Origin of the sequence: Micromonospora sp. WMMB235 (genome assembly GCF_001855515.1) — a bacterium.
GTDB lineage: Bacteria > Actinomycetota > Actinomycetes > Mycobacteriales > Micromonosporaceae > Micromonospora > Micromonospora aurantiaca.
The window spans coordinates 2,835,227-2,848,576 of the sequence record NZ_MDRX01000001.1; the positions used below are offsets into that span (position 1 = coordinate 2,835,227).

At 73.6% G+C, this 13,350-nt stretch carries 13 protein-coding genes and 1 pseudogene; 4 read left to right on the top strand and 10 right to left on the bottom strand.

What is annotated here, in order from left to right; all coding sequences use genetic code 11:
- Window positions 1–11: 11 nt before the first annotated feature.
- The 4 genes and pseudogenes from recA to BFV98_RS11740 form a co-directional block, all read right to left on the bottom strand.
- A complete protein-coding gene (gene recA / locus BFV98_RS11725; protein ID WP_013284729.1) occupies window positions 12–1,061 on the bottom strand; it encodes a recombinase RecA in 1,050 nt (349 codons plus the stop codon).
- A 185-nt stretch (window positions 1,062–1,246) separates the two neighbouring features.
- On the bottom strand, window positions 1,247–1,447 hold the full coding sequence (locus tag BFV98_RS11730; protein WP_013284728.1) for a DUF3046 domain-containing protein: 201 nt from the start codon (window positions 1,445–1,447) through the stop codon (window positions 1,247–1,249).
- Window positions 1,438–2,750, bottom strand: a pseudogene (locus tag BFV98_RS11735) (MFS transporter). The gene BFV98_RS11730 and the pseudogene BFV98_RS11735 overlap by 10 nt, the downstream one beginning before the upstream one ends.
- Window positions 2,751–2,819: 69 nt before the next feature.
- Complete coding sequence (locus BFV98_RS11740; RefSeq protein WP_013284726.1) at window positions 2,820–3,962, bottom strand: acyl-CoA dehydrogenase family protein; 1,143 nt, start codon at window positions 3,960–3,962, stop codon at window positions 2,820–2,822.
- A gap of 89 nt (window positions 3,963–4,051) precedes the next feature.
- Between BFV98_RS11740 and BFV98_RS11745 the strand changes: the two genes are divergently transcribed.
- Both BFV98_RS11745 and BFV98_RS11750 read left to right on the top strand, forming a co-directional pair.
- On the top strand, window positions 4,052–4,708 hold the full coding sequence (locus BFV98_RS11745; RefSeq protein ID WP_071096286.1) for a 4a-hydroxytetrahydrobiopterin dehydratase: 657 nt from the start codon (window positions 4,052–4,054) through the stop codon (window positions 4,706–4,708).
- Between the two features lie 46 nt (window positions 4,709–4,754).
- Window positions 4,755–5,102: a nuclear transport factor 2 family protein gene (locus tag BFV98_RS11750; RefSeq protein WP_255368091.1), complete on the top strand. Its 348-nt coding sequence runs from the start codon at window positions 4,755–4,757 to the stop codon at window positions 5,100–5,102.
- Here the strand turns inward: BFV98_RS11750 and BFV98_RS11755 are convergent.
- A complete protein-coding gene (locus BFV98_RS11755) occupies window positions 5,092–5,793 on the bottom strand; it encodes a UdgX family uracil-DNA binding protein (protein ID WP_013284723.1) in 702 nt (233 codons plus the stop codon). The genes BFV98_RS11750 and BFV98_RS11755 overlap by 11 nt on opposite strands.
- 80 nt (window positions 5,794–5,873) lie before the next feature.
- Entirely contained in the window at window positions 5,874–7,211 is a 1,338-nt protein-coding gene (locus BFV98_RS11760; RefSeq protein WP_071096290.1) for an aminotransferase class I/II-fold pyridoxal phosphate-dependent enzyme, read from the bottom strand.
- Between the two features lie 38 nt (window positions 7,212–7,249).
- Between BFV98_RS11760 and BFV98_RS11765 the strand changes: the two genes are divergently transcribed.
- Together BFV98_RS11765 and leuE are read left to right on the top strand one after the other, a co-directional pair.
- The gene (locus BFV98_RS11765; protein WP_071096292.1) at window positions 7,250–8,497 is read left to right on the top strand and encodes a bifunctional pyridoxamine 5'-phosphate oxidase family protein/GNAT family N-acetyltransferase; all 1,248 of its coding nucleotides are present in this window, start codon (window positions 7,250–7,252) and stop codon (window positions 8,495–8,497) included.
- Window positions 8,494–9,156: a leucine efflux protein LeuE gene (gene leuE, locus BFV98_RS11770; protein WP_013284720.1), complete on the top strand. Its 663-nt coding sequence runs from the start codon at window positions 8,494–8,496 to the stop codon at window positions 9,154–9,156. The genes BFV98_RS11765 and leuE overlap by 4 nt, the downstream gene beginning before the upstream one ends.
- Before the next feature lie 98 nt (window positions 9,157–9,254).
- Here the strand turns inward: leuE and BFV98_RS11775 are convergent, their stop codons facing one another.
- From BFV98_RS11775 to mnhG, 4 genes are all read right to left on the bottom strand, one after another.
- Window positions 9,255–10,184, bottom strand: a complete 930-nt coding sequence (locus BFV98_RS11775) for a sporulation protein (protein WP_013284719.1) — start codon at window positions 10,182–10,184, stop codon at window positions 9,255–9,257.
- 160 nt (window positions 10,185–10,344) lie between these two features.
- On the bottom strand, window positions 10,345–11,409 hold the full coding sequence (locus tag BFV98_RS11780) for a hemolysin family protein (protein ID WP_013284718.1): 1,065 nt from the start codon (window positions 11,407–11,409) through the stop codon (window positions 10,345–10,347).
- Window positions 11,406–12,761, bottom strand: a complete 1,356-nt coding sequence (locus BFV98_RS11785; protein ID WP_013284717.1) for a hemolysin family protein — start codon at window positions 12,759–12,761, stop codon at window positions 11,406–11,408. The genes BFV98_RS11780 and BFV98_RS11785 overlap by 4 nt, the downstream gene beginning before the upstream one ends.
- 163 nt (window positions 12,762–12,924) lie before the next feature.
- Window positions 12,925–13,254, bottom strand: coding sequence for a monovalent cation/H(+) antiporter subunit G (gene mnhG, locus BFV98_RS11790; RefSeq protein ID WP_013284716.1), 330 nt, complete (start codon window positions 13,252–13,254; stop codon window positions 12,925–12,927).
- Window positions 13,255–13,350 lie beyond the last annotated feature (96 nt).

Below are 13,350 nucleotides of genomic sequence, written 5' to 3' on the forward strand. Positions count from 1 at the left end.
GGGTCAGCGGATCAGAAGTCGACCGGCGGCAGTTCCGGGCCACCGGCGGCGTCGCCCGCACCACCGGTGCCGACGCCGAGCTTCTCCAGGATCTTCTTCTCGATCTCGGCCGCCACGTCCGGGTTCTCGCGGAGGAACTCGCGGGCCTTCTCCTTGCCCTGGCCGAGCTGGTCGCCGTCGTAGGTGTACCAGGCGCCGGACTTGCGGATGATCGCCTGCTCCACACCGACGTCGATCAGCGAGCCCTCGCGGGAGATGCCCTTGCCGTACATGATGTCGAACTCGGCCTGCTTGAACGGCGCGGCGACCTTGTTCTTCACGACCTTGACCCGGGTGCGGTTACCGACCACGTCGGTGCCGTCCTTGAGGCTCTCGATGCGGCGCACGTCGAGCCGGACCGAGGCGTAGAACTTCAGCGCCCGCCCACCGGTGGTGGTCTCCGGGCTGCCGAACATCACGCCGATCTTCTCGCGGAGCTGGTTGATGAAGATCGCGGTGGTGCCGGTGTTGTTGAGCACGCCGGTGATCTTCCGCAGCGCCTGGCTCATCAGCCGGGCCTGGAGACCGACGTGGCTGTCGCCCATCTCGCCCTCGATCTCGGCGCGCGGCACCAGGGCCGCCACCGAGTCGATCACGATGATGTCGATCGCGCCGGAGCGGACCAGCATGTCCGCGATCTCCAGCGCCTGCTCGCCGGTGTCCGGCTGGGAGACCAGCAGGGCGTCGGTGTCGACGCCGAGGGCCCGCGCGTACTCCGGGTCGAGCGCGTGCTCCGCGTCGATGAACGCGGCGATGCCGCCGGCGCGCTGGGCGTTGGCCACCGCGTGCAGCGCGACGGTGGTCTTACCGCTGGACTCCGGACCGTAGATCTCGACCACCCGGCCGCGGGGCAGACCGCCCACGCCGAGCGCCACGTCGAGCGCGATGGAGCCGGTCGGGATGACAGCCGTCTGCACGACGGGCCGCTCCCCCAGCCGCATCACCGAACCCTTGCCGAACTGCTTGTCGATCTGAGCGAGAGCAAGGTCGAGCGCCTTCTCCCGGTCAGGCCCTGCTGCCATCGTTGCCACCCCTGCCTTCGCCGGCGTCTTTCCTGAGCTTCGCGTCACGCGGGACACGCTAGGCGCTGGGTCCGACAGAAAACCAGCCGACGGGCCGTGAGCTGTGGACGAGCACCCCGCTGTGGACAATAGCCGAACAGGTGTACGACTGGGCAAGCGACACGCGGGATCGACGAAAAGGCTGCTCAGCGTAGTCGGGCGGGCACCCGGTCGGGATACGCGGCGACCACGGCGCGCCACACCACGTGCGTTTGCTCACCGGCCGCGAGCGCCTGCTCGATGGTCCGCCCGCCGAGCTGGGACAGCACCTGGTCCCTGGCGATGCTGGTCGCGTACCCGGGCCCGAACGCCTCCTCCAGCCGCGTCCAGAAGTCGGTCAGCCGCACGTGTTCAGTCCTCCTCGTCGAGTGGTCGCGTGCCGGTACGGCGCAGCGCCAGCGCCACCAGCGGCACCACAGCGATCGCCGCCAGCAGGGTGAGCGTCGGGTACCCCACGGCCCGCATGACGAACCCGCTCGCCGCCGCCGCGCCCGCCCCGGCCAGCCCCATGAGCAGGTCGGACAGGCCCTGAACGCCGGGCCGGTCGGCGGTGGGCACCGACTCCGACAGCAACGTCGAGCCCGCCACCATCGTGCCCGACCAGCCCAGCCCGAGCAGCGTCAGCCCCACCGACAGCAGCGCCGTGTGGTGCCCGGCGGTGCCGGAGACCGCGCACGCGGCCAGCAGCAGCGCCACCCCGCCGAGGATCACCGGCCGGCGGCCGGCCCGGTCGGTGAGCCACCCCACCACCGGCGACAGCGCGTACATGCCGGCGATGTGCAGGCTCAGCACCAGGCCGACCACGGGCAGCACGTCCTCGTCGGAGTGCCACTCGCCGAGGTGCACCGGCGTCATCGACATGACAGCGACCATCACCAGATGCCCCACCGCCACCGCGGCGATGCCGAGGCGTGCGGCCGGCCGCCCGCGTACCGTGCGCCACGCGGCGACCATGCCACCGCGGCGGGTGACAGCCGGCGCGGCGCCGGGTGCCGGCTCGGCCGCCGCCAGCCGGCGCGCGGTGAGCAGCGGGTCCGGCCGGAGCAGGACCAGGAGTACGACGGCGGTGAGCGTGAACGCGACGGCGCTGAAGGCGAACGGGCCGGCCAGCGCCGGCAGGCCCCAGCCCCGGGTGGTGTCGTCGGCGAGCGCGGCGAAGTTCGGCGCGGCCACCGCGCCGATGGTGGTGGCCCACACCACCAGCGAGAGCTGCCGTCCCCGGCGTTGTGGCTCGGCCAGGTCCACCGCCGTGTAGCGGGCCTGGAGGTTGGCCGCCGTGCCGCCGCCGAACAGCAGCATGCCGACGAAGAGCAACGGCACCAGGCGCGTCACGGTGGCGACCACCACCAGCACGCCGCCGACCGCGCCGACCGCGTACGCGAGGACCAGACCCGGCCGCCGGCCACGGGCTGCCATGAGCCGGGTGACGGGGATCGCGAGCAGCGCGGCGCCGACCACACCGGCGCTCTGCGCCACCCCGGCCAGGGCGGTGCCGGCGACCCGGGCGGCGAGCAGCGCGCCGACCGAGATGCCGATGGTGACGCCGATGCCGCCGATGATCTGGGTGAGGAAGAGCAGCCGGACGGTACGCCGCTGGATGCCGGCGACGTCGGGCCGGGGCGGGGCCGGCGCGGTCAGGTCGGTGGACATGCGGCGCTCCTGGTGGGGACGGGTGCCCCATCCTCCCGCACCGGCCCGCCCGGCCGGCACCCGGTTTCGCTACAGGCCGAGGCCCCGGCCGATGATCTCCTTCATGATCTCGGTGGTGCCGCCGTAGATGGTCTGCACCCGGCTGTCCAGCCACGCCTTCGCCACCGGGTACTCCGCCATGAAGCCGTAGCCGCCGTGCAACTGCACGCACCGGTCGGCCACCTTGGTCTGCAACTCGGTCGTCCACCACTTGGCCTTCGCCGCGTCGGTCACCGAGAGGCGGCCCGCGTTGAACTCGGTGACGCAGTGGTTGACGAACGTCCGCGCGATGGTGACCTCGGTGTCCAGCTCGGCCAGCAGGAACCGGTTGTGCTGGAACCGGCCGATCGGCCGGCCGAACGCCTCCCGGGAGCGGGCGTACTCGATCGTGAGCGCGAGCAGCTTCTCGCAGGCCGCCACGGCTGCGACGGCGATGCTCAGCCGTTCCCGGGGCAGGTTGGCCATCAGGTGGTAGAAGCCGTGGTTCTCGGTGCCGATCAGGTTCTCCGCCGGCACCCGGCAGTCGTCGAAGAACAGCTCGGCGGTGTCGTTGGCCTTCAGGCCCACCTTCGCCAGGCGGCGGCCCCGGCTGAAGCCCGGCGTGCCGCTCTCCACCACGACCAGGCTCACCCCGTGCGCGCCCTGGTCCGGCGCGGTCTTGGCCACCACGACCACCAGGTCGGCCATCTCACCGTTGGTGATGAACGTCTTCTGCCCGTTGAGGACCAGGCTGTCGCCGTCGCGGACCGCGCTGGTGCGGATGCCGGCCAGGTCGCTGCCCGCGCCCGGCTCGCTCATCGCGATGGCGGTGACCAGGTCGCCGGAGCAGAAGCCCGGCAACCACCGCTTGCGCTGGTCGCCGGTGGTCAGTTCGGTCAGGTACGGCGCGACCACGTCGTTGTGCAGCCCGAACCCCAGGCCGGTGCACCCGGCCGCGACGATCTCCTCGTCCAGCACCGCGTTGAAGCGGAAGTCGCGCTGCCCGCCGCCGCCGTACTCGGGGTCCACGTCCGGGCCGAGCAGCCCGGCCGCACCGGCGGCCCGCCAGACCTCCCGGTCGACGATCCCGTCGGCCTCCCAGCGTTCGTGGTGCGGCACCGCCTCCCGGGTGAGGAACCGGCGGCACAGGTCACGGAACTCGTCGTGGACGGGCTCGTAGAGATGCTGCTCCATGCCGGCAAGTCTGGCACCGCTCACCCGCGCCGGACAGGGGCGAACCGGACGGGGTGGCCCGCCGCCGCGCGGTGGACCAGGATGACCGGATGAGCACACTCACGGGGAAACAGGTGGCCGAGGCCGGGCTGGACGGATGGACGTACCTGCTGGGGGCGTTGCAGACGCGCATCCGTACCCCCGATTTCGCGGCCGGGCTGGCGCTGGTGGCCGCGGTGGGCGCGGAGGCCGAGCGGGTCGACCATCATCCGGATCTGGACCTGCGCTACACCCACGTGGACGTGCGGCTCTGGTCGCACGACGCGGGTGGGGTGACGCAGCGTGACCTGCGGCTGGCCCGGTTCATCTCGGGGCTGGCCGCGGATTCCGGGCTGACCCTGTCGGCCGCCGGGCTGGCCCGCCTGGAACTCGCGCTGGACACCCCGGAGCACGCCGCGGTGCTGCCGTTCTGGCGGGCGGTCCTGACCTGGCAGTCGCCGGACGGCCGCGGACCGGACGACGACGAGGTACGCGACCCGGACGGCGTGCTGCCGACCGTCTGGTTCCAGCGCTCCGGCCGGGACGAGCCGCGGCAGCGGTGGCACCCGGACGTGTGGGTCGACCCGGCCGAGGTGGACGCGCGCATCGCCGCCGCGCTGGCAGCGGGCGGCGCGTTGGTCAGCGACGCGGAGGCGCCGAGCTTCTGGGTGCTCGCCGACCCGGACGGCAACCGGGTCTGCCTCTGTACCTGGCAGCAGCGCTCCTGAGAAACCGGGGCAGCGGCGGGCGCGGCCCGGCGCTAGCGTGCCCGATGTGGACGCACGCGCGCTGATCGAGGAGTTCAACGCGGCCTGGCGGCGGGGCGACCTGGCCGCGGTGTCGGCCTGCCTGGCCGAGGACGTCACCTACTGCCCGAACGCCTGGGACGGGCCGGCCGGCACGGTACGGGGGCGGGCGGCGGTGGCCGACGTCTTCGCCGGGCAGCTCGGTCCGGGCGACGGTCCGGCGCTCGGCGCGGTCTGGGCCACCGGCGACCGGGCCGTCTGCGAGTGGGCCTGGCCGCCGGCCGAGGACGGCACCGTGCTTCGCGGCCTGGACGTCTACCGGGTCCGGGACGGGCGGATCGTCGCCAAGGACGTGTTCGGCAAGATCACTTCTTGAGTGCCTTCGCGGCCACCTTCAGGTCGGCGACCAGGCCCTCGTAGGCCACGTCCTGGTTGTCGGCGCGCAGCACCGCGGACGGGTGGATGGTGGCGAGCAGCCGGGCCGCCGGGGCGTCGGCCACAGCGCCCGCCCGGTCCACCGGCACGCGCTCGAAGTCCTCCGGGTGCTGGGCGGCGGCGGGCCAGGGCAGCAGCTCACCACGCTGCTTGGTCACCCGGAACGACGGTCCGAGCAGCGCCTTGGCGGCGGTGGCGCCGAGGACCACCACGATCTCCGGGCGCAGCCGGGCGAACTCGGCGACCAGCCAGGGCCGGCAGGCAGTGACGTGCACCCGGTCCGGGGTCTGGTGGATGCGCCGCCGGCCGCGCAGCTCGAACCGGAAGTGCTTGACGGCGTTGGTCAGGTAGATCTGGGCGGGGTCGAGCGCCGCGTCGTCGACGGCCTTGCGCAGCAGCCGCCCGGCCGGCCCGACGAACGGCAGCCCCTTCTGATCCTCGATGTCGCCCGGCTGCTCGCCGACGAAGACCACGCGCGCGTGCTCGTCGCCGCGGCCGAACACGGTCTGGGTGGCGTCCCGGTACAGCTCGCAGCCCCGGCAGTCGCCCGCCGCGGCGCGCAGCTCGTCGATGGTGTCCGCCGACGGCGGGATGAACTCCTGTGCGCCGGGTGCGCTCTCGGTCTCGGCCATGCCGATCGTTCTACCCCGTCGGGCGGTGCGCACGCGAGCGGCCCGCCGCGCTGTCCGGAGGTGTTAAGAAGGGGCCCTTCCTATACCGAATGCGTTAAGAGGGGGCCCTTCCTTCCCGCGGTGAGGGCGTCGGCGAGCGCGGGGACGTCCGCCTCGTCGAGCGCGCTCACCGAGACGCGCACGGCGGGGGCGGCGGCGATCCGGTACAGGCCGCCGGGGGCGAGCGACCACCCGGCGTCGCGCAGCGTCGTGATCGCCACCGTCTCGTCGGGCACCGGCACCCAGACGTTGATCCCGGTACGCCCGTGCGCTGTCACCCCGCGCGCGGCGAGCGCGGCAACCAGCCCGTCGCGCCGCCTGTCGTAGCTGTCCGCCGCGCGCCGGACCAGCCCGGCCGTGGCCGGGTCGCGCCAGAGCGACACGACCAGCCGTTGCAGCACAGTGGAGACCCAGCCGGCGCCGACCCGCGCCCGCCCGGCCACCCGGGCCACCGTGGCCTCGTCGCCGGTCAGCACCGCGAGCCGCAGGTCGGGCCCGTAGGGCTTGCTCACCGACCGGACGAAGGCCCACGCCGGGGTCGCCCCGGCGAGCGGATGCAGGGGTACGCGGGCCAGCTCGGCGGCGTGGTCGTCCTCGATCAGCAGCAGGTCGGCCCGGCCGGCGAGCAGCGTCCGCAGCGCGCCGGCCCGGTCGGCGGAGACGGCGGCGCCGGTCGGGTTCTGCGCCCGGCTGGTCACCACGAGCGCCCGGACGCCGGCGGTGAGCGCCGCCCGGACGCCGCCGACTGTGGGGCCGTCGTCGTCCACCGGCACCCCGACGGTACGCAGCCCGAGCGCGGCGATCAGGTCGAGCAGGTTGGCCCAGCCCGGGTCCTCCACCGCCACCGCGTCGCCGGGGCGCAGGTGGGCCGCGAGCAGCCGTTCGATGCCGTCGAGCGCGCCGCCGGTGACTGTGAGCGCGCCGGCCGGCACGCGATCGGCGGCGAGCCGGTCCCGGGCCAGGGCGGCCAGGTCGGGCAGCACGGCGTCGGTCGCGTACCCGCCGGGGGGTCCGATCTCGGCGGCGAGCGCTGCCAGGTGCGGGCCGAGCGGGGGCAGCAGCCGGGGGTCGGGCTGGCCGGCGGAGAGGTCACGGCCGCCGGGCAGCGGCGGGGGCAGCAACGCGGCGCGGCGACCGGCGACCGGCGGGCGGGGGCGGACCCGGGTGCCGTGCCGGCCGGCGGTCGCGACCAGGCCACGTTGCCGCAGTTCCTGGTACGCCTTCGCGACTGTGGCCGGGCTGACGTCCAGCTCGGCGGCGAGCGCGCGGACGGCGGGCAGCGCGTCGCCGGGGGCGAGACCGCCGGTGCGGATGCCGGATTCGACGCTTGCCGAAATCGCGGCGGAGGTGGAACCGGCGATCTGATAATGTGCTGCCACAGTTCGGAGATTGTACTAGAACAAAGGTGGGATGTCACGTGTACCCCCCGACCGAACGCACCACCGCCACCCGCACCCGCGACCGGATGCACTACGACCGGGCCACCGCGCACGCGCTGCTCGACGAGGCGTACCACTGCGCGCTGTCGTTCACCGTGGACGGCGAGCCGCGTGTCCTGCCGACCCTGCACGTGCGCATCGGAGACACGCTCTACCTGCACGGGTCCACCGGCAGCCGGCCGCTGCTCGCCGCGCGGGGCGAGGCCGGGCTGAGGGTCTGCGTCGCCGTCACCCACCTCGACGGGCTGATCTACGCCCGCTCCCAGTTCCACCACAGCGCCAACTACCGGTCGGTGGTGGCGCACGGCACCGCCCGCCTGGTCGACGACGCGGGCGAGAAGGCGGCGGTGATGACCGCGCTGGTGGAGAAGGTGGCCGCCGGACGGTCCGCCGACAGCCGCCCGCCGAACCGGCGCGAACTGGCCGAGACCGCCGTGCTGGCGCTGCCGCTGCGCGAGGTGTCGGTACGGATGCGCACCGGCGGCGTCAACGACGAGCCGGCCGACGAGGCGCTGCCGTACTGGGCCGGTGTGGTTCCGCTGCGGCTCACGCCGGGCCGCCCCGAACCCGCGCCCGGGGTGAGCGCGCCGGTGCCGGCGTACCTGCGCGCGGCCCGCTCGCCGTGGCACGAGCCGGCGGTGCTGCGCGGCGAGCACGTCGTGCTGGAGCCGCTCGACCTCGCCCACGCCGACGAGCTGCACGCCGCCACCGCCGACCCGGAGGTGTGGCGGCACCTGGGCGGCACGCAGCCCGCCGACGCCGCCGGGATGCGCCAGGTGGTCGCCGCCTACCTGGACGCGCAGGAACGCGGCGAGCAGGTGTGCTGGACCCAGCGTTGCGCCGTCACCGGCGCGGTGATCGGCACGACCTCCTACTACGAGATCGACCCGGTCCGCCGGTCGGTGGCGATCGGTTACACCTGGCTGGGCCGCCCCTGGTGGCGTACCGGCGTCAACACCGAGGCGAAGCTCCTGCTGCTGGGCCGGGCCTTCGACGACCTGGACGCGGTCCGGGTGGTCTGGCACACCGACATCCGCAACGAACGCTCGCAGCGGGCCATCGAACGGCTCGGCGCGAGCCGGGAGGGCGTGCTGCGCCGGCACAAGCAGCGCGCCGACGGCTCCTGGCGGGACACCGTCCAGTACTCGATGCTCGCGCAGGAGTGGCCGAAGGCACAGGTCAGCCTGCGGGAAAGGCTTCGCCCGACGGCACCCGCGGCGTCATGATGTCCGGCGTGCTGGGGATCACCGACATCTGGACGTACGTGCTGGGCACCGTGGCGATCGTGCTGCTGCCCGGCCCCAACTCGCTCTTCGTGCTGGCCACCGCCGCCCGCCGGGGCGTGGCCACCGGTTACCGGGCCGCGGCCGGGGTGTTCGTCGGCGACGCGGTGCTGATGGTGCTCTCCGCCGCCGGGGTGGCCTCGCTGCTCCAGGCGTATCCGCCGCTCTACCTGGTGATCAAGTACGCCGGCGCGGCGTACCTCGGATATCTGGGGCTGGCCATGCTGCGCGGCGCGTGGCGGCGCTGGCGCGACCGCAACGACCCGGCCACGCCGCGCCTGATCGACGAGGTGGAGCCGGCGGAGCAGCGGGAGCCGTTCCGCCGGGCGCTGGTGATCAGTCTGCTCAACCCGAAGGCGATCCTGTTCTTCGTCTCGTTCTTCATCCAGTTCGTCGACCCCGGGTACGCGTGGCCCGCGCTGTCGTTCCTGCTGCTCGGGCTGATCGCACAGGTCGCGAGCGCGCTCTACCTGACCGTGCTGATCTTCACCGGCACATATCTGGCGGCCCAGTTCCGGCAGCGCCGGCGGCTCGCCGCGAGCGGCACGACTGCCGTCGCGGTGCTGTTCCTCGGCTTCAGCCTCAAGCTCGCCGCCGGCTGAGGTGTAAGGAAGGGCCCCTTCTTAACGCCTCCGGTAGAGGAAGGGCCCCTTCTTAACAACGCACACGCACGCGCACACGCACGTGCACGCTCACGCGCTCACGTGCCGTCGCCGCCTCCGCCACCACCGCCGATGCCGGCGCCGCCGGCCGTACCCCCGAGGCCGTAACCCGGCGCGACCGGACGGTCCGGCGGGCGGCTGACGTGCGCCGACTCGCGGATCGTGGCCGACCAGTCGGCGTGCGCGGCGGCGGCCGCGTGCCTGTCGATGGCGTGCCGCAGCCAGCCGTCCACAGTGGCCACCCAGTCGCGCTCATCGGCACCGGCGTGCCAGACCCGGAACCGGCTGATGCTCTGGTGGGTGATCCCGGCCAGGGAGAGCCGCCGGTCCAGCCAGAGCAGCACCTCCACGCCGGCCGAGTCGGTCAGCATGATCATTTCGAGTTCGGTCATCGGGCCGGCGTAGAGCGGGGCGGCCCAGAAGCCGTACCACTGCTGGAACGGCAGCGTCTGCTCCACCCCCGGCAGCCGTCCCTCGCGCAGCCCGGCCTGCCGGATCGCGAAGCCGAGCGTGTCCAGCGCGGCGAGCACGTGCTCCTGGGAGGGCAGCGGGTGGATCAGCACCGGCACCATCGCGCCCTGGTCCACCTCCGGGTCCACCGACACCTCGGTACGCAGCCCGGTACGCAGGCTCAGCAGCGGCACCCCGCCGTACGTGGTCACCGGCGACTCCCACGGCAGCGGCACGGCGAACTCGACGGCCCGCCGCCGTCCGGCCGGCACCACGAACCGGCCCGCGATCGTCCACGTCTGGAACTGCACCAGGCGGCGCGGCGCCTCCGGGTCCTCCGGTTCGACCTGGGTGACCAGGCCGAGCCGGATGTGCCGGACCGGTACGTCCGACCCACCGGCGGCGAGCGTCACCCGGCCCGGCAGGCGCAGGCCCGGCCGGGTGCTCGGGTTGGGCAGCGTGGTGCTCACCGAGAGCCCGGTCCAGGCGGAGTCCCGCGACACGCCGGTCAACCGCATGCCGGAGCTTTCCCGCTGCCCGCCCGGCCATGCCCGGCCGGAACGGACGCCGGCCGCCGGCAACGGACGCGGGCCGGCGAAGCCGACGCCGGGAAGCGGAAAGACGCCGGCCCGGCGAAGTGGTTGTCCCACCTCGCCGGGCCGGTACGGATCACGACGGTCAGCGCATCCGGCGGCCTCGCGGCACCGGGTCGGTCTCGTCGTCGAACTCGCCGATGACCTCCTCCAGGAGGTCCTCCAGCGCGACGAACCCGATCGGCCGGGTCGGCCCGCCACCGTTGCTCACCAGCGCGAGCTGCGCCTGCCGCGCCCGCATGGCGGCCACCGCCTCGGTCACCGACGCCTCGGCCGGCAGCGTGAAGGCGCTGGTCATCAGCTCCTCCGCGGTCGCCGGGCGGCCGGTGGTGACGGCGCGCACCGCCTCGCGTACGTGCACCAGGCCGCACACCTCACCACCGGTGTCGACCACGGCGAGCCGGGACCGGCCGCTGTCGCGGGAGACGTGCTCGATCCGCTCGGCGGTCTCGCTCCGGCCCACCGTGACGATCTGGTCGAACGGCTCCATGACCTGGGCGACTGTGGTGCCCTGAAGCTCCAGCATGCTGGTCAGCAGCTGGTGCTGCTCGGCGCCGAGCAGCCCGTGCTCCCGGGACTGCTCCAGCAGGATGCGCAGCTCGTCCGGGCCGTGCACCTGGGCGAGCTGGTCCTGCTGCTGCACCCCGAACAGGCGCAGCATCGCGTTCGCGAGCCCGTTGAGCAGGGACAGCACCGGCCGGGCGATCCGGGCGAACGCCCGGAACGGCAACGCCAGCAGCATTGCGGACCGCTCCGCGTCGGTGATCGCCCACGACTTCGGGGCCATCTCGCCGACCACCAGGTGCAGGAACGTCACGAGCGACAGCGCGAACACCAGCGCCACCACGTGGCTGACCGCCTCGGGCAGGCCGACCGCGTGCAGCAGCGGGCTGAGCAGGTGCTCGATGGCCGGTTCGGCCAGCGCGCCCAGACCCAGCGTGCACAGCGTGATGCCGAGCTGCGCGCCGGCCAGCATCAGACTCAGCTCGCGGACGCCGTCCAGCGCCGCGCGGGCCGCCCGGCCGCCACCGGCCGCCGCCTGCTCCAGCCGGTACCGCTTGGACGCGACGAGCGCGAACTCGGCGGCCACGAAGAACCCGTTGAGCGCCAGCAGCACCACGGAGGAGAACAACGCGAATCCGGGGCTCATGCGGAACCCTCCCCGGACACGGAGGCGGCGGGCCGCAGCCGCACCGAGTCGGCCACGTGCCGGTCCACCGCCAGCACCTCGACGAGCACCCGCGGGCCGCCGGCCGGCTCGTCGCCGTCCGTGGCGACCGGGATCTCCAGCCGGTCACCGACCTCGGGCACCCGGCCCAGCTCCCGCATCACCAGACCGGAGAGCGTGTCGTACTCGGGCGCCTCGGGCAGTTCGATGCCGGTGCTGTCGGCGACCTCGTCGATGCGCCAGCGCGCCGGGACCACCCAGGAGCCGTCCTCCTGCCGGGCCGCGGCCCGGTCCGGCGGGTCGTCCTCGTCGCGGATCGGCCCGACCAGTTCCTCGGCCAGGTCCTCCAGCGTGATCACGCCGGCGAAGCCGCCGTACTCGTCGACCACGCAGGCGAGCTGCCGGTGCCCGGACCGCAGGCGGTCCAGCACCGTCGGCAGCGGCAGCGTCTCGGGCACCAGCAACGGGGGTACGGCCACCGCGTCGACCCGGGTGGTCGCGCGCTGCGCCGGGGGCACCCCGAGCACGTCGGCGATGCCGACCACGCCGACCAGGTCGTCGACGCCCTCGGCGCCGCTCACCGGGAACCGGGAGTGGCCGGTGTCGAGCAGCTCGACGATCCGGCTGACCGGCTCGTCGGCCCGGATGGTGTGCACGTCGACGCGCGGCACCATCGCCTCCCCGGCGGTCAGCTCCCGGAAGTCCAGACCCCGGTCCAGCAGGTCGGACATCTCGGCGTCGAGGTGTCCCTCCTCCCGGGACTCGGCGATGATCTGTTCCAGGTCCTGCGGGGTGGCGCCGCTGGGCAGCTCCTCGATCGGCTCGATGCCGATGCGGCGGAGCAGCCGTACGGCGGCCCGGTCGAACAGCGTGATCAGCGGACCGGCGATCTTGAGGTAGATCAGGGTGGACCGGGACAGCGCCCGGGCGAGCGGTTCGGCCCGCGCGATGGCCAGGTTCTTCGGGGCCAGCTCGCCGAGGACCATCTGCACCACTGTGGCGATGATCAGGGCGAGGGCCACCGACAGCGGCAGCGACACCGAGCTGGACAGCCCGGCCACGCCGAGCAGGTCGGCCAGCCCGGCACCCAGGTACGGCTCGGCGACGTAACCGACGAGCAGGGCGGTCACTGTGATGCCGAGCTGCGCGCCGGACAGCATGAAGGAGAGCCGCCCGGTCACCTCCAGGGCCCGGGCCGCGGCACGGTCGCCACCGTCGGCGAGCTGCTTGAGCTTGCCCCGGTCCACGGCGACGTAACCGAACTCCTGGGCCACGAAGTAACCGGTGGCGGCGGTGAGGACGGTGATGAGAAGGAGACCGACGAGGATCAACACGGGAGGTTCAGTGCTCCCGGGGTCGTCGGGGAGGGAATTCGCCGGGTATTACCCGGCCGGCTACTGCTGCCCTCCGGGGCAGGAGAGTCGATCATGCGGCCCATTTTATCGGTACCCGCTGGACGTTCGCTGAGGGTGCCGGGAAGCCTCCCGCACGTCCGGTTCAGCGTCCGGCCAGCTCGTCGGCGTCCAGCAGCGTCCGGTCGACCCGCCCGGAACGGTACGCGGCCCGGCCGATCATCTGCGCGGCCACCGGCGCGGTGGAGAGCTGGAAGATCGCCACCAGGACGAGCATGCCCAGATCCGAGGGGGTACGCAGACGCAGCGCCAGCCCGGCCAGCAGCAGCAGGACGCCCAGCACCTGCGGCTTGGTGGCCGCGTGCATCCGGTCCAGCACGTCCGGGAAGCGCACCAGCCCGATGCCGGCGACCAGTGCCAGCACCGCCCCGACCAGCAGCAGCACCCCACCGACCCAGTCCGCGACGGCGCTCATGCCGAGCCTCCTTCCGTTCGCGACTGCGGGGCTCGCAGAACCGGCTCACTCCTCGCGCTCACAGGGAGCCTCCTTCCGTTCGCGACTGCGGGGCTC